This window comes from Bifidobacterium sp. WCA-178-WT-4B (assembly GCF_009696495.1).
In the GTDB taxonomy this organism is placed as follows: Bacteria; Actinomycetota; Actinomycetes; order Actinomycetales; family Bifidobacteriaceae; genus Bifidobacterium; species Bifidobacterium infantis.
The window spans coordinates 48,671-63,360 of the sequence record NZ_VULV01000004.1; the positions used below are offsets into that span (position 1 = coordinate 48,671).

General features: G+C 59.8%; 10 protein-coding genes, 1 tRNA gene and 1 pseudogene. 10 read left to right on the plus strand and 2 right to left on the minus strand.

All coding sequences use genetic code 11. The features are described from left to right. Window positions 1–233: 233 nt before the first annotated feature. On the plus strand, window positions 234–1,316 hold the full coding sequence (locus FYJ31_RS04375; RefSeq protein WP_154536087.1) for a hypothetical protein: 1,083 nt from the start codon (window positions 234–236) through the stop codon (window positions 1,314–1,316). A gap of 25 nt (window positions 1,317–1,341) precedes the next feature. Here FYJ31_RS04375 and FYJ31_RS04380 read toward each other — a convergent pair whose 3' ends face one another. Beyond that, window positions 1,342–2,703: a tyrosine-type recombinase/integrase gene (locus FYJ31_RS04380; RefSeq protein WP_154536088.1), complete on the minus strand. Its 1,362-nt coding sequence runs from the start codon at window positions 2,701–2,703 to the stop codon at window positions 1,342–1,344. 401 nt (window positions 2,704–3,104) lie between these two features. Between FYJ31_RS04380 and FYJ31_RS04385 the strand changes: the two genes are divergently transcribed. From FYJ31_RS04385 to FYJ31_RS04410, 6 genes are all read left to right on the plus strand, one after another. Further along, window positions 3,105–3,890, plus strand: a complete 786-nt coding sequence (locus FYJ31_RS04385; protein ID WP_154536089.1) for an ANTAR domain-containing response regulator — start codon at window positions 3,105–3,107, stop codon at window positions 3,888–3,890. A 45-nt stretch (window positions 3,891–3,935) separates the two neighbouring features. After that, window positions 3,936–6,803, plus strand: coding sequence for a DNA polymerase I (gene polA / locus FYJ31_RS04390; protein WP_154536090.1), 2,868 nt, complete (start codon window positions 3,936–3,938; stop codon window positions 6,801–6,803). 169 nt (window positions 6,804–6,972) lie between these two features. After that, the gene (locus FYJ31_RS04395) at window positions 6,973–7,893 is read left to right on the plus strand and encodes a Nif3-like dinuclear metal center hexameric protein (protein ID WP_195839438.1); all 921 of its coding nucleotides are present in this window, start codon (window positions 6,973–6,975) and stop codon (window positions 7,891–7,893) included. Between the two features lie 45 nt (window positions 7,894–7,938). Then, window positions 7,939–8,613 carry an NUDIX hydrolase gene (locus tag FYJ31_RS04400; RefSeq protein WP_012578040.1) on the plus strand — a complete coding sequence of 225 codons (675 nt, stop codon included), beginning with the start codon at window positions 7,939–7,941 and terminating at the stop codon, window positions 8,611–8,613. A 73-nt stretch (window positions 8,614–8,686) separates the two neighbouring features. Continuing rightward, on the plus strand, window positions 8,687–10,807 hold the full coding sequence (gene glgX, locus FYJ31_RS04405; protein ID WP_032683840.1) for a glycogen debranching protein GlgX: 2,121 nt from the start codon (window positions 8,687–8,689) through the stop codon (window positions 10,805–10,807). A gap of 50 nt (window positions 10,808–10,857) precedes the next feature. Beyond that, window positions 10,858–11,088 carry a hypothetical protein gene (locus FYJ31_RS04410; RefSeq protein ID WP_065473134.1) on the plus strand — a complete coding sequence of 77 codons (231 nt, stop codon included), beginning with the start codon at window positions 10,858–10,860 and terminating at the stop codon, window positions 11,086–11,088. A gap of 62 nt (window positions 11,089–11,150) precedes the next feature. Here the strand turns inward: FYJ31_RS04410 and FYJ31_RS04415 are convergent. Continuing rightward, window positions 11,151–11,224: transfer RNA gene (locus FYJ31_RS04415), tRNA-Pro, on the minus strand. Window positions 11,225–11,539: 315 nt separating this feature from the next. On the opposite strand from FYJ31_RS04415, the pseudogene FYJ31_RS04420 reads away from it, so the two are divergent. From FYJ31_RS04420 to aroA, 3 genes and pseudogenes are all read left to right on the plus strand, one after another. After that, window positions 11,540–11,698 (plus strand): annotated as a pseudogene (locus FYJ31_RS04420) (DUF3800 domain-containing protein); the annotation flags it as partial. A 128-nt stretch (window positions 11,699–11,826) separates the two neighbouring features. Further along, window positions 11,827–12,999 (plus strand): ABC transporter permease, encoded by a 1,173-nt coding sequence (locus FYJ31_RS04425; protein WP_154536093.1) that lies wholly within the window; start codon window positions 11,827–11,829, stop codon window positions 12,997–12,999. A gap of 182 nt (window positions 13,000–13,181) precedes the next feature. Continuing rightward, window positions 13,182–14,519 (plus strand): 3-phosphoshikimate 1-carboxyvinyltransferase, encoded by a 1,338-nt coding sequence (aroA, locus tag FYJ31_RS04430; protein WP_154536094.1) that lies wholly within the window; start codon window positions 13,182–13,184, stop codon window positions 14,517–14,519. The last annotated feature ends 171 nt before the right edge of the window (window positions 14,520–14,690 follow it).

A 14,690-nucleotide genomic window follows, 5' to 3' on the forward strand; every position in this document is an offset into this window, starting at 1 on the left:
TTTCTTATTATATAAAACCATTTTCTTATTATATAAAACCATTTTCTTATTATATAAAATCGGCTGACATTGATGAAGATGATCAAGGCACAGGAGCCGGATGCGGAAACCGGACATCGAGGTTCCTGAACGGCGAATCTGAAATGGGAAAAGAATCGGCCGGCGGCTCGCGGCGTGCGGGTGCCGGATGGGAAGGGGCCGAAAGACGGCCCCGCCCATCAAGGAGGACCATCATGGCCGACAATCCCCGCAGCACCACGCCAGCCTGGCAGGACCCGCATCTCAAGGACCGTGGCGACTACACCGAACAGGACATCCAAAACATCCGGGGGAAGGGCGGCATCCTGCCCGACTTCACGCTCGACGAGGCCGAGGAGACCTACCTGTTCGCGCGGGTCGCCCAGGCCCTCTCGAAGACCCTCACGCGGCAGGGCCTGACCGTCGGGCACGAGGCGAAGGCCGCCGCCGAACCCATGGGATTCCGGCTCGACGAACACGCCATCGCGATCGACACCCGCCGTCCATGGAAGGACATCGCGCTCGACCTCGCGCACGCCCTCGGCGCCATCCAGGTCGCACGCGACGCGCTCGACCCGGAGGACCAGCCACGAGGCGCCGCGGAATGGAACAGGTACAAGGACAAGGGCCGCATGGTGGGAGACCAGCTGCTCGCCTCCATCGGACTCCTGAACTCCCACTGGCATGAGAACCGGGGCGTCATCCGCGCCCATGCGCTCCAGGCCCGCGTCATGGCCGAGCCCGACCTGCACGCACCCATCGGCGTCCACGACTGGAACGCCGCTTGGATCACCGGGGAAATCGCCGCCAGAAACCCCGACCCCGCCCGGCCGTTCGCCGTCCAACCCATCCGCATCCCCGCCACCAAGCCGGAGGACATCCACCTCGCTCTGTCCGACGACCCCGCGAACCCGTTGCAGGTCACGGACCATCCGATCATCACGCCGCACGACGACCTCGTGGAGACCACGGGCCGGCACCTGATCCTCGGCGCGGGCATGCCGACCATGCTCATCGTCGACATGGACCGCAGCGACGCCGCCGGCCTCGATCTGGTCCGCCGGGCCGCCACCCGCGAGAGCACGTTCCAGGGGAGTGTGAGCGAATGCATCCGCCAGGCGCAGGCGACGGGCCCCGGCTACGATCCCGCACCCGACGAGGGGCCGATCGGGCTATGGCCCGCCGCGAACATGTTCCCCGACCCCGCCGTACTGCCCGGCGCGATGCCCATGGAAACGCCGGACCGTCCCGGACCCGCGCAGGATGCGGGCATGGACGGTCCAGCCGTAAACGCATGAACCCGTATGGTCACGCACGGCCCGGCTAGCCGGCCGGCTGCGCGTTCCGGGCGGCGATGCCGGCCATCAGCGTCGAAACCTGGCCAAGCAGCAACGCCAGCGCGGCCATGTCGCCCGCATCGCCGTCCGCGTCCAGCCCGGCGGGAGCGGGAGGCAGCGAGGCGATCGCGAGCGACGGGTCCGCGGACAGCAGATAGGCGGCGGTGCGTTCCGCGGCCTCCCTCTGATGCTCCGGCACGGCACGCAGGTAATGCCGCAACGTGGTCTCCTCCCTCACGTGTCCGAGGGCGTCCATCGTCTCCTTGAGACTGCTGCCATCGAGCATGAGACGGGTGGCGTGGGTCACGCGCAGAGTGCGGAACTGCAGGTCGGGACGGCCCGCCGCCTTGCGGGCCTTCATGAAGTGGTTGCGCAGAGTGTTCTGACACAGGATCTCGCCGCGCTTGGCCTGGAAGAACATGTGGTTCGACTGGTCCGGACGATCCTCGAGATGCATGCGAATCAACGGAATCAGCATGTCGGGGATGGGCACCGTACGCCGGGACCCCTTCGTCTTCAACCTGCCGATCCGGGAAGGCCCCAGATCATCCGCGCCATGGCTGACGCTGCGACGGATCATCAGCACCTTGTTCTCCAAGTCGAAGTCCGTGTCCATCAGACCGCAGACCTCGCCGATGCGCATGCCGCCCGCACAGGCCGCGAGATACACCGACAGCCGCGTATAGCCCGGCATCGCAATATATATATGGTACAGTTCGTCGGGCGTGACCGGCGGAATATCCGACGACCCGGCCTCCGGCTCGGGCGGGATCGGCAGCGTGAACGGGTTCTCCGCCAACAGGGGAGCGCCCTTGGAGCCCGGCGCACACGCCTCCCGCAACAGCATCTTCAACCGGATGCATTCCGAGCGGAACTGCCATTCCCCGTTCGGATGCGGCCCGTAATACCATTCGGTCACCAGCTCCTCGGTCAACTCGGCCAGTTTCACGTCGCCGAACGCCTCCTTGAGATGCTTGATGTCATTGCGCAGGTTACGCAACGTCGAGCCCGCGATCTCGGCGCCGTCCTTCCTGCGATGCCGGCGCACATACCCGTCGGCGAACACGCCGAACGTCAGCTTCGGCGTCAACGTGTTCCCGTCCCGGTCCCGTGGAGGAATCCACGTCATCATCCCACGACGGTGCAGATCGACGATCGACCTCTCGGTCTCGAGCCAATCCTCGGCATCGCCCCGCCTGCCCGGCGCGAAACGTTTCGACACACGCTGACCATTGATCGGCGAGATATAACGAGCCTCGATGCTCGTGACATCCCCTGTCGAACCCTTGCGTTCGAGAATGCACCCAAAACGCCTGCGGCGCAAGGGCCTCTTTGTCTCTTCAACCATCTTCGGCCTCCTTCAGCCAATAAAAAACCGTCTTCGCGCAGCGCACACCCTAAAGAACACGGTCACCTTGGTAAACCCTGCATCTATGTGGACACTCCGCGAAAACGGAAACTCCATTCTCCCACACGCCGATATTTGACAGGCCGCGTCCGCAGCCGCTACTCTTGACTGCCGTACAAAACGGGAACGGTTCAGCGTGCGGGCAAAACTCGCAGAGAAACCGCGAACAGGATGTACAGGAGGGTAAACTGAGTCAGAAGCGATTCCTGACAAGGAATTGCCCTCAGCTCGGCAGGGTATGCGAAGGTGGTGGGTTCGAGTCCCACCGAGGGCACTTTAGTTAGGAGTTCGCTGAAATTATTACGAACCCCACTGTTGGGTAATTCAAGAAAGAGGTTGGCATGGCTGCAAGGAAGAAGTCCGAAGAACCGAGTATCAACGTCGATGAGGTGCTGACCGACGAAGAGCTCAAGGCCGTGGCCGATGAAAGCGAATCTGCTGAGCGCAAGGTCAAGTCCGAGGACGGTCCGCGTACCGTTGTCGTGGCCGAAGACGAAGCCGTGAACCGCATGGATCTGGTCGCCATGCTGGAAGACAACGGTTATGAGGTCGTTGGTCAGGCCGCCAACGGCGAGGAAGCCGTGGAACTAGCCCGCAAGTACCGCCCCGATGTGGTGTGCATGGATGTCAAGATGCCGCGTATGGACGGCATCGCCGCTGCCGGCATTATCTGCGATGAGAACATCGCCCCCGTCGTCATGCTCACCGCATTCTCCCAGACCGATCTGGTGAAGAAGGCCACCGGTGCCGGCGCCATGGCATACGTCACCAAGCCGTACGAGGAATCCAAGCTGCTGCCGACCCTCGAGGTGGCCATGGGCCGTTTCGCCGAGATCAACGATTTGCTGGACAACGTGGAGCGCAGCGAACGCAAGCTCAAGGAAACCACCGACCAGCTCAAGGAAACCGAAGAAAAGCTCAAGAAGGCTGAAGACACGCTTGAGGAGCGCAAGCTCGTCGACCGCGCCAAGGGTCTGCTGATGGACAAGGCGGACTTCTCTGAGCAGGGTGCCTTCCGTTGGATTCAGAAGACCTCCATGGACCAGCGCATCCCCAAGAAGCGCCTGGCTCAGGCCATCATCGCCAAGTACGGCGATCCGAAGCCTTCTGATTCGGGCGAACGCTGATTATCGGCGTCGCCGTGCTGAGTCGTAAAGTAACACAAACACACTATGGGAGAGGCCAGCGTGACCGTACCCACCAATGAAACATTGCTGGTGGTGGACGGCCACTCGCTGGCCTTCCGTGCATTTTTCGCCCTGCCGGTCGACAACTTCAGCACCTCCAGCGGCCAAGCCACCAACGCCGTCTGGGGTTTTGCCACCATGCTCGCGCAGGTGATCGATGCGGAGAAGCCCGACCATCTGGGCGTCGCCTTCGATGTGAAGGGCGGCACATTCCGCAATGAGATGCTTCCGCAATACAAAGGCACCCGTGAGGCGGCTCCCGAAGAGCTGCTCACCCAGCTGCCATTGATTCAACGCATGCTCACGGCCCTCGGCGTCACCTACATCGAGAAGCCGGGATTCGAAGGCGACGATGTGATCGCCACCCTCGCCACCATGGGAGATAAGGCCGGCTACCACACACTGGTATTGTCCGGAGACCGAGACGCCTTCCAGCTGGTGGATGACAACGTCACCGTGTTGTACCCGGGCCATCACTTCAAAGACCTGAAGCATATGACGCCGCAGTCCATCGTCGACAAATACAAAGTCACTCCCGCACAATATCCGGATCTGGCGGCACTCCGAGGCGAAACCGCCGACAATATTCCCGGTGTGCCCGGCGTAGGCGACGGCTTTGCGGCCAAGTGGATCAACCAATTCGGTTCCCTCGACGGCATTTGCGAGCACGCCGATGAAATCGGCGGCAAAAAAGGCGAATCGCTGAGGGCCAATATCGACCAGGTCAAGCTCAATCGCAAAGTCAACGCACTGGTACGAGACGTCGATCTAGGCGTCGATATCGAGGATCTGACATTCGGCACCGTGGACGTGGCACAAATCGACGCCCTGTTCAAGGAGCTTGAATTCGGACCGCGTACCAAGAGTCGTGTACTGAAAACCTTCAATACCGGGGCCAAGGTTTCCAACACATCCGGAGCCGGCGAGTCTACGAATAATGAACAGGACAAGCAGGATAGCAACCTCGATCTGAACCTGCCGGAACCCACGAGCATCACTGCTCCGGAGCAGTTCGACGAATGGGTCAAGGCCCATCGCGCCGAGGTCAAAGTTCCCGGTGAAATCGCCGATTTCACGGTTTCCGACTATGGCGATGGATCGCAGCGGCATACCGTCTGCGGCGACGCGGTCGGCCACGCTTGGACCGTGGCCGCATGGGGCGACGAAAGGCCGGGGCGTGCCACGGCACAAGCCATTGCCGTTGCCACGGCAACATCAGCGGCCATAGTGCCCCTTCCAATCACCGATACCCTGCGAGCACAGCTTGCGCGGTTCCTGAAAAGCGAACACTCCCGCACCATCGTGCATGGGTATAAAGAATTGCTGCATCTTCTGGGCGCGGTAGATCTTGACATGGACCTGCCGATGTTTGACACCAAGCTTGCCGGGTATCTGACCCAACCGGATTTCCACGCCGATAGCCTCAAGCAGGCGGCCGAGCACTTCCTCGACATCCACCTCACCGAAACCGAACAGCCTTCGCAAGGCACGTTGGACTTCGATGACGATCAGGTCGAAGAAGATCCGAACGAACATCGTCTGCGCGATTTGGCCATTATCCGCAGCCTCGCCGTCACGCTCGGGCCGATTATCGACGAGCGTGAACAATGCTGGCTGATGCGCGCGATTGAACTTCCTGTTTCCCGCGTGCTGCACGGCATGGAGCACACAGGAGCCAAAGTCGATAGCGTTCGACTCGTTTCCATGCGTGACCAGTTTGCCGCCGAGGCTCGTCAGGCGCAGGAAATGGCTTGGGAGTATGCCGGCACCGAAATCAACCTGCAAAGTCCCAAGCAGCTGCAGAAGGTGCTGTTCGAGGATATGGGTTTGAAGCCCACCAAACGCACCAAGTCCGGCTCATACACCACGAATGCGGCCGCATTGCAGGATCTGTATGTCAAATCAGTGGACAATGAGCGGGCCAACGGTTTCCTCGGGGCGTTGCTGCGCCACCGAGAGATCAACAAGCTCAAGCAGATCGTTCAAACGCTGATCGATGCCACCAATACATCAGATGAGCGCATCCACACCACTTTCGAGCAAACCGTCGCGGCCACCGGCCGATTGAGCTCCGTGGACCCGAACCTGCAGAACATCCCCAATCGGAACGCCGCCGGCCGTGAGATTCGCGGCGTGTTCGTGCCGGGGGAGGGGTACGAGGCCCTGATGAGCTGCGATTACTCACAGGTCGAGCTGCGCATCATGGCCGATCTGTCCGGTGATGAGGCGCTGATCGAAGCGTTCCGCTCCGGAGCCGACTTCCACAAATACGTGGCCTCGATGGTCTACAAGCTGCCGGTCGACCAGATCACCGGCGACCAGCGCAGCCACGTAAAAGCCATGAGCTACGGATTGGCCTATGGTCTGAGCACGTATGGTCTCACCCAGCAGCTCAAGATCGCGCCACGTGAAGCGGAAGCGTTGAAAAACCGGTATTTCGATACCTTCGGTAAGGTGCACGATTACCTTGAATCGCTGGTGGCCAATGCCCGAGAGAAGGGGTATACGGAAACCATTTTCGGACGGCGTCGCTACTTCCCGGCCCTGCACTCGACCAATCGTGTTGCGCGTGAGGCCGCCGAACGTGCGGCACTCAACGCACCGATTCAGGGATCTGCCGCCGACATCATGAAGATCGCGATGATTCGCGCCGAGCAGACCTTGGCCGAGGCCCACGTCAAGAGCTGTATCATTCTGCAGATTCACGATGAACTGGTAGTGGAAATTGCGCCGGGAGAAGGCGACCAGGTCACCGAACTGGTACGCAACGCCATGGAACACGCCGTCGACCTTGCCGTGCCGCTGGACGTATCGTGCGGCATCGGTTCCGACTGGCAGCTCGCTGCACACTGACAATTTCTAGCTCCCCTCGGGTGAGGAGGCTGAGCCGTTGAGCAAACAGTCCAGTGGATTGTTTGTAGGCGAAGGCGAGCCGATAGTCGAGCAATGAAGAGCACGAGCATGGCTTGTCCGCAATTGCAGAATGAGTCCCTTGCCGCAATAGCCCACTACAATGGGACATATGCCGAATCTCAAGCAAGTCATCGACGTTCTCGAGACCCTGTACCCATTGCGCTACGCCGAGGAATGGGATGAGCCGGGTCTCATCGTCGGCGATCTGAGCCACGACGTGCACCGCATCGTGTTCGCCGCCGACCCGACCTCCGCCATCATTGACAAGGCCATCGCTACTGGCGCGGATCTGCTCATCACCCATCACCCGTTGTTCTTCCGTTCCGTACACGAGACGAGCGGACTCGGTTTCCGGGGCGACATCGTCCGCAGGCTCTACCAGCAAGGCTGCGGGCTGTGGGTAGGGCACACCAATGCTGACGCTGCGTATCGCGGCGTGGGGCAGGCGGCGGCCGACTACTTCGGACTCATCGACCAGAAACCACTCGTGCCGATTGACGATGCCAACGCCTCTCATCCGGTCGGCTTGGGGCGTGTGGGTCGTTTGCCGAAGCCTGTTGCCCTGAAGGATTTCGCTCAGCGTGTATTCGACGAAGTGTCCGATCATGGCATGACCACCGCGCTCGGCATCCAGGTATGCGGCAATTCGGACACTTTTGTTCAGTATGTGGCCATTCTGCCTGGCTCCGGTGACTCCCTGTTCAACGAGGTGCGTGCCACCGGTGCGGACGTGTACGTAACCAGCGATTTGCGTCACCACCCGGTGACCGACGCCATCGAACAAGCCCGGTATGAAGCCCGTATGAGGGCCCAAGGCATCATGCTCGGCCATGGAATGGCGGGGGAGAGCCATGTGCGTCCCTGCTTCATCAACACCCCTCATGCTGCCATCGAATCCATGTGGTTCAACTACGCGATCGATGACGTGCCAGCCGCCATCGAACAAGCGACCGGAGCAAGGCCTGAAGTCGAGTGGTTCCACGACACGACCGATCCATGGACGCTGTCCATTACCGCGCATCGAGATTAAGACGCTATAGTGACGTGGCGAAAACGTTTTTTCCGAGGAGATGACATGTTTGGGGGAAGCAAGCAGGAACAACTGGAGCATCGGCTCGACCATAAGCTGAACGCCTCCTCGGACGGCATCGACATGGACGTGCCCGCCAAAGTGATCAGTAGCGAAACCGTTTATACCGGGCGCATCTTCCACGTGGACGACATGCGCATCGCTCTGACCGACAAGCAGGGCAAGGAACACGAGATCGGCCGCCAGGTGCTGCGTCACGCCCCCTGTGTGGTCATGCTCGTGCACGACATGTCCACCGACCGTTACCTCATCGAACGCGAATACCGTGCCGGATCGGACATGTTCGCCTACGGGCTTCCCGCCGGTCTCATGGACGAGGGCGAGGACATCATGGACGCGGCCCTGAGGGAACTGGCTGAGGAAACCGGCGTGGTGCCGGACCGTGACACCATGGGTGTTGACTTCGTGGGCGATTTCTACTCGTCCGAAGGCATGACCGACGAACTGGCCCACATCATGGTGTTGCATTTGGGCCCGTTCAGGCGGGAGCAGCGCCATTTCGACGCGGACGAGCACGTGGAATCCGCGTGGATTCCGTGGAGCGACCTTGCCGCCACGCGCATCACCTCATCCAATTCGATGATCGCCATCCAGCATGAGGCGTTACGCAGACTCATCGCCAGGAACTCCGACAAAGACAAGCCGTCGCTGTTCTCCTGACGTTCAACTCCCCGGCACATCAGTGACACAAGAAAGTGGGATACTGAAAACTATGCAGATCAGACCTGGATCAATGTATCCGCTGGGCGCCAGCTATGACGGCGCCGGTGTGAACTTCGCGCTGTACTCACAGGTTGCGCAGAAAGTCGAGCTATGCCTGTTCGACGAGCACGATGCGGAAACGCGCATCGAAATGACCGAACAGAACTCATACGTATGGCATAACTACATCCCCGGCCTCCAGCCCGGCCAACGCTACGGCTACCGCGTCTACGGTCCCTATGACCCGATGCACGGCCTCAGATGCAACCCCAACAAACTGCTGCTCGACCCGTATGCCAAGGCCATCGAAGGCAACATCGACGGCGACGAAAGCCTGTTCTCCTACTGGTTCAAAAGCCCGGACGACACCTCGGCGATGAACGACCTTGACTCGGCCGCCCACACCATGAAGTCGGCCGTCATCAATCCGTATTTCGACTGGGGCAACGACCAGCACCCCTACATCTCGTACCATGATTCGGTGATCTACGAGGCGCACGTGCGCGGCATGACCAACCTCAACATGGACGTGCCGCCGGACATCCGCGGCACCTACGCCGGCCTGGCCTACCCGAGCGTCATCGAATACCTGAAGAAGCTCGGCGTCACCGCCATCGAACTCATGCCGATCCACCAGTTCGTCAACGACTCCTTCCTGCAGGAGAAGGGCCTGTCGAACTACTGGGGCTACAACACCATCGGCTTCTTCGCGCCGCACAACGCCTACTCCTCCTCCGGGGAACGCGGCGAGCAGGTCAACGAATTCAAGTCCATGGTCAAGGCCTACCATCACGCCGGCATGGAAGTCATCCTCGACGTGGTGTACAACCACACCGCCGAAGGCAACCATATGGGCCCCACCCTGAGCTTCAAGGGCATCGACAACGCCTCCTACTACCGACTGGTGGAAGGCGACCAGCAGCACTACTTCGACACCACAGGTACCGGCAACTCGCTGCTCATGCGCTCGCCGCACGCGCTGCAGTTGATTACCGATTCGCTGCGCTACTGGGTTACCGAAATGCACGTCGACGGCTTCCGCTTCGATCTGGCCGCCACGCTGGCACGCCAGTTCCAGGAGGTCGACAAGCTGTCTGCGTTCTTCGACATCGTGGAGCAGGACCCGATCATCTCGCGCGTGAAGCTGATTGCCGAACCGTGGGATCTGGGCTCCGGCGGCTATCAGGTGGGTGGCTTCCCGTCCAGCTGGTCCGAATGGAATGGCCGCTACCGCGACACGGTGCGCGACTTCTGGCGCTCGCAGCCCTCCACGTTGCCTGAATTCGCATCACGCCTCATGGGCAGCTCCGATCTGTATCAGGTCAACGGCCGTCGACCGGTGGCGTCCGTGAACTTCATCACCGCGCATGACGGTTTCACGATGAACGACCTGGTCAGCTACAACGAAAAGCACAACGAAGCCAATGGCGAGGGCAATCGCGACGGCGAGAGCAACAATCGCTCTTGGAATTGCGGCGTTGAAGGCCCGACCAATATTCCGGACGTCAACGACTTGCGTCAGCGTCAGATGCGCAACATGTTCGCCACGTTGCTGTTCAGCCAGGGTATCCCGATGATTTGCGGTGGCGACGAAGTGGCCCGCACCCAGCAGGGCAACAACAACGCCTACTGTCAGGACAACGAGATCTCCTGGACCAACTGGCATCTTGACAAGGGACGCAAGGAACTGCTCGCCTTCGTTTCCAAACTCATTCATCTGCGTTTGGATCATCCGGTGTTGCACCGCCGTCGCTTCTTCACAGGCCGTGAGCCCGGCGACGATTCGAACATGATTCCGCAGGTCGAATGGTTCGACCACACCGGTTCGATCATGGATATGGACGACTGGCAGAACACGCATGCGTTCTCCATGATGATCTATCTGAACGGTTCGGATATTCCGGAGGTAGACTGGTACGGCAACCGGATGGTCGACAATGACTTCATCCTGATCTTCAACGCGCATTACGAGCCGATTATGTTCACCCTGCCGGATGAGCGATACGGCCGCAAATGGCAGCTGGTCGTGGATACGCACAACCCGGATGGGCCGGAACTGAGCTATGAGGCGGGCTTCATGATCACCGCCCAGTCCCGCAGCTTCCTCATGCTCATGAGCGACAAAAAGCCCAAGAAGCCCATGGGCCTATAACCAGACCGAATTTAAGCTCCCTCTGACGAGGGAGCTCCCAGTGTAGCCGGGTGAGGGAGAGACCGCAGCAAAGCCGCGAACCCCTACTCGCGCCCCTTACGCTCCTCCACGAGCCGAGCATCGACATGATTCGGCTGATCAGCACCCGTTTTGAGGTGCCGATGGCGGAATCCTGCCATATCAGCGTCGAACAGGCCGAGGACTGCATGTCGGCGCTGTTGCCAAACCTCAAGCGGCGGCGGCGTCAGGATGAGATCGATGCGGTGGAGGAGGGGAAATGAGCGATGGCATCCGACTATAAAAAGAAAAAACCCTACATCCCAGTCGGGAGTAGGGCTTTCGGTCGGGCTAGCCGGATTTGAACCGGCGACATCCTGCTCCCAAAGCAGGCGCGCTACCAAACTGCGCTATAGCCCGATGCGCCATTAAGGCACAATGAATCATTGTAAACGACGCTGGATACATTGCGTGTCGAGCATGTGAATTCAAAAAGGTTCTGGATTCTCTTGATAGCATATGAGCGACATCTTTATCCAATGATGCTCTACAACGACTGGGTTTGGATCTGCATCTGCTATTTCAGTTTAATTCAGTAACAACATTCATGAGGGTGTTGCAAGTCGTCACGTATTTTGGCATGATAAGCAGTGCTTTAGCCCGCAAGGGCGAGGCTCCAAGTCGCCGGGGGTATTCCCCGGCATTCCTTTTCCTCCAACGTTGTCAGGAGCCCATTTGAGCGAATTGAGCATCTTCGTGGAAGAATCTGGCGAGTGGGGTAAATACCATCTCATCACATTGGTGCTTCACGTCCAGTCCGATTCTGTAGCGGAACATATTGATAAGTATGAACGCCATTTGGCTGATTCCGGCTTGCCTGATATTCCATTCCATGTTTCAGATTTTCAGTAGAATGGCGACAGTCGAATCCCGCTGGCTTGCTAGTAAAGCATTGTCCTCGGGGGGAGTTTTGGTTGTTGTTGAAAGATAACGCGGCATTGAATAGATAGGGGAGGCCCGGCATGGGACGTCATCAGCGTGCAGAAACCTCCGGACTCATCTCCTTCTTGATTTGTGCCGTCGTTGGTGCGGTATCGATGAACCTGTACATGACCTACGCGCCGGCCATCTGGCAGCTGACGCAACGCCGATTCATGGTGTGCGCGGGCATCGTGGCGTTATGCGGCGTCTTCTCCTTCATCATCGGATATGGGCGCAAGTCCCGCTCCCTGAACCTCAGGCACGGTTGGTTCGCACCGATCCGCCGCGTCTTCGAGATCGCGTCCCTGTCCGTGGTGTATGCCGCGACCATTTTCCTGTCGTCGTTCGCGCTCGTCGGTGTGGCCAACGACATGATGGGCAATGCCATCTTCTCCGGATACATCTCCAGCGTCTGCGCGGCGTTCGCCGGCGTGGTGGGGTACATGACCTTCGTGCAGGCGGAGATGATGAACGCCAAGACCATCGCCGGCCTGTTGCCGTTCTTCGTCGTCTCCGGCGTGGCCACCGCCGGCATGACCACCGATGATCCGTACTGGTATCTCAACAATTTCTCCCAGCTTGGCGACCGCTCCACGTTCGCGGCACGCATGTTCAACTCCACGCTGATTCTTGCCGGCTCGTGCATCATCATCGTCAGCTACTTCGCCATCTCCGAACTGGTGGCCACCGAACGGTTGCAGCGTCTATGGCATGACCGCACCAAAAGCGACCCGAACCGCGGCTATGAGATCCCGCATTTCGCGGCACGCATCGCCGTGCTGTCCCTCCTGCTGACGGTGTCCGGCCTAGCGTTTATCGGCATCGGCGTCTTCCGATACACGCCGCACCATATCCTGCACAATGTGTGCGCCAAGGGACTGCCGGCCGTCATGCTGCTGCTGTTCGGGCTCCTGCCGTGGCTGGCGCCGCGCCTCTCCAAAGCCGTGATGGTGGCTTCCGACCTGACCGCGCTCGTGTGCGCCGCGTTCTGGGCCAATATGATGTTGGGCCACAACACCCTGACCAATGTGGAGGCGTTGGCCGGCATGGCCTTCCTCGGCTGGTTCATCGTGTTTTCGCGCCAGATCGCCGCCATCGAAGCCGATCGTGTGGCCGCCCAGCTGCTGCACGCGCAGGCCATCGAAGGCGGTTTCGAACAGCCGCATGACGAGCCCGACCAGCAGATCGAATCCCGCATCGCCGCCGACCGTTGATAGATATCTCGTTCATTAGGTCGATTTATCGTTCATTTGGTAGGTTCGGTGTCCTACGCCATGTTGGAATCGCGCCATTTCAAAGGTGGGTGCGGAGGCTGACCTACCTAATGAACGACAAATCGACCAAATGAATGACAGCGGACGCTCTGGAGCCTCCAAATACTGATAGATTTGGCCTTATGCCTGAACAACTTACGAATCTCTGGCCTGCCCCGCTCGCCACACAGCCGTTGAACGCTACGGTAACGGTGCCGGGCAGCAAGTCCCTATCCAACCGCTACCTGATTCTCGCCGCCCTCGGCAGCAAGCCCGTTACTCTGATTGGCCTGTTGCGTTCGCGCGACACGGACCTTATGATGAACGCCCTCGAAGCCCTCGGTGTCCGCTGCGACGTGGATTCCGCAACCGACACCACCGTAACGGTTACTCCTCCCGTATCCGGCCGATTCCATGGCAACGTCAATGTGTTCTGCGGACTGGCCGGCACGGTGATGCGTTTCGTGCCCGGCCTTGCCCTGTTTGCAGATGGCCCAGTGAATTTTGATGGCGACGAACAGGCTTATGCACGCCCGATGAAGCCGGTGCTTGACGGTTTGGAACAGCTGGGTGCAACGGTTGATTATCACGGCGAGGTTGGCCGTCTGCCGTTCACTATTACGCCGCCTGCAACCTTGCCGGCTGCCCAGGCGCATGTCAGCATCGATTCGTCCGGTTCTTCCCAGTTCATCTCCGGCCTGTTGCTGATTAGTTCCAAACTGCCTGGCGGTCTGCACCTCACGCACACGGGGGAGAGGACCCCGAGTCTGCCGCACATTCGCATGACTGTGGCTGATGTGACCGGTGCTGGCGGAGCGGTTGAGGCCGATGAATCCGCCCACACATGGACGGTTGAACCGCGCGCAATGCAACTGCCGAGCAAGGTGACCGTTGAGCCCGACCTATCGAACGCGGCGCCATTCCTCGGCGCGGCATTGATCGCCGGCGGCACGGTCCGGGTGCCTCATTGGCCTGAGACCACCACCCAGCCGGGTGGTTTGTTGCCGGGCTATCTGGAACAGATAGGTGCCAAAGTATCGTTCCCGACAATCGATGGCGTGCGCTATTGCGAGGTGACCGGTGACGGCATCGTGCGTGGGCTGGGTACGTTCGATTTGACGGCGGCCGGGGAGATTGCGCCCTCGTTGGCGGCGATTCTGGTGTTTGCTGATAAATCGACAGACATGGTTGGTATTGGTCACTTGCGCGGCCACGAAACGAATCGTCTGGAGGCATTGGTCAACGAGATTCGTCGTGTTGGGGGAGCGGCTGAGGAATTGCCTGATGGATTGCGTATCGAACCGGTGCCGGCGGAGACGTTGCACGGTGCCGTGATGGAAACCTATGCTGATCACCGTATGGCCACGTTCGCCGCGATGCTGGGGCTGCGTATTCCCGATATCGAGGTCATCAACGTGGCCACCACGCGCAAGACCTTGCCTGATTTCGTCGGTATGTGGAGCGGCATGCTGAGGCAGTAAGGGGTCCTGTGTTCTGGTGGAACTCCCCTCAGTCCGCTACGCGGACTGAGGGGAGTATGACGCAGGGGTAGTGGTCTCATGACCATATACGAATGGGGGGCTGATTCCAATCGGAATCAGCCCCCCCATAGTGTTGCAACTAGAGATTAGTGAGATGCCTAACGGCGGTTA

Coding starts and splice junctions, on each gene's coding strand:
- glgX (WP_032683840.1), top strand. CDS start 8,687: ATGTATCCGCTGGGCGCCAGCTATGACGGCGCCGGTGTGAACTTCGCG.
- FYJ31_RS04375 (WP_154536087.1), top strand. CDS start 234: ATGGCCGACAATCCCCGCAGCACCACGCCAGCCTGGCAGGACCCGCAT.
- FYJ31_RS04395 (WP_195839438.1), top strand. CDS start 6,973: ATGCCGAATCTCAAGCAAGTCATCGACGTTCTCGAGACCCTGTACCCA.
- FYJ31_RS04425 (WP_154536093.1), top strand. CDS start 11,827: ATGGGACGTCATCAGCGTGCAGAAACCTCCGGACTCATCTCCTTCTTG.
- FYJ31_RS04385 (WP_154536089.1), top strand. CDS start 3,105: ATGGCTGCAAGGAAGAAGTCCGAAGAACCGAGTATCAACGTCGATGAG.
- aroA (WP_154536094.1), top strand. CDS start 13,182: ATGCCTGAACAACTTACGAATCTCTGGCCTGCCCCGCTCGCCACACAG.
- FYJ31_RS04380 (WP_154536088.1), bottom strand. CDS start 2,703: ATGGTTGAAGAGACAAAGAGGCCCTTGCGCCGCAGGCGTTTTGGGTGC.
- polA (WP_154536090.1), top strand. CDS start 3,936: ATGGGAGAGGCCAGCGTGACCGTACCCACCAATGAAACATTGCTGGTG.
- FYJ31_RS04400 (WP_012578040.1), top strand. CDS start 7,939: ATGTTTGGGGGAAGCAAGCAGGAACAACTGGAGCATCGGCTCGACCAT.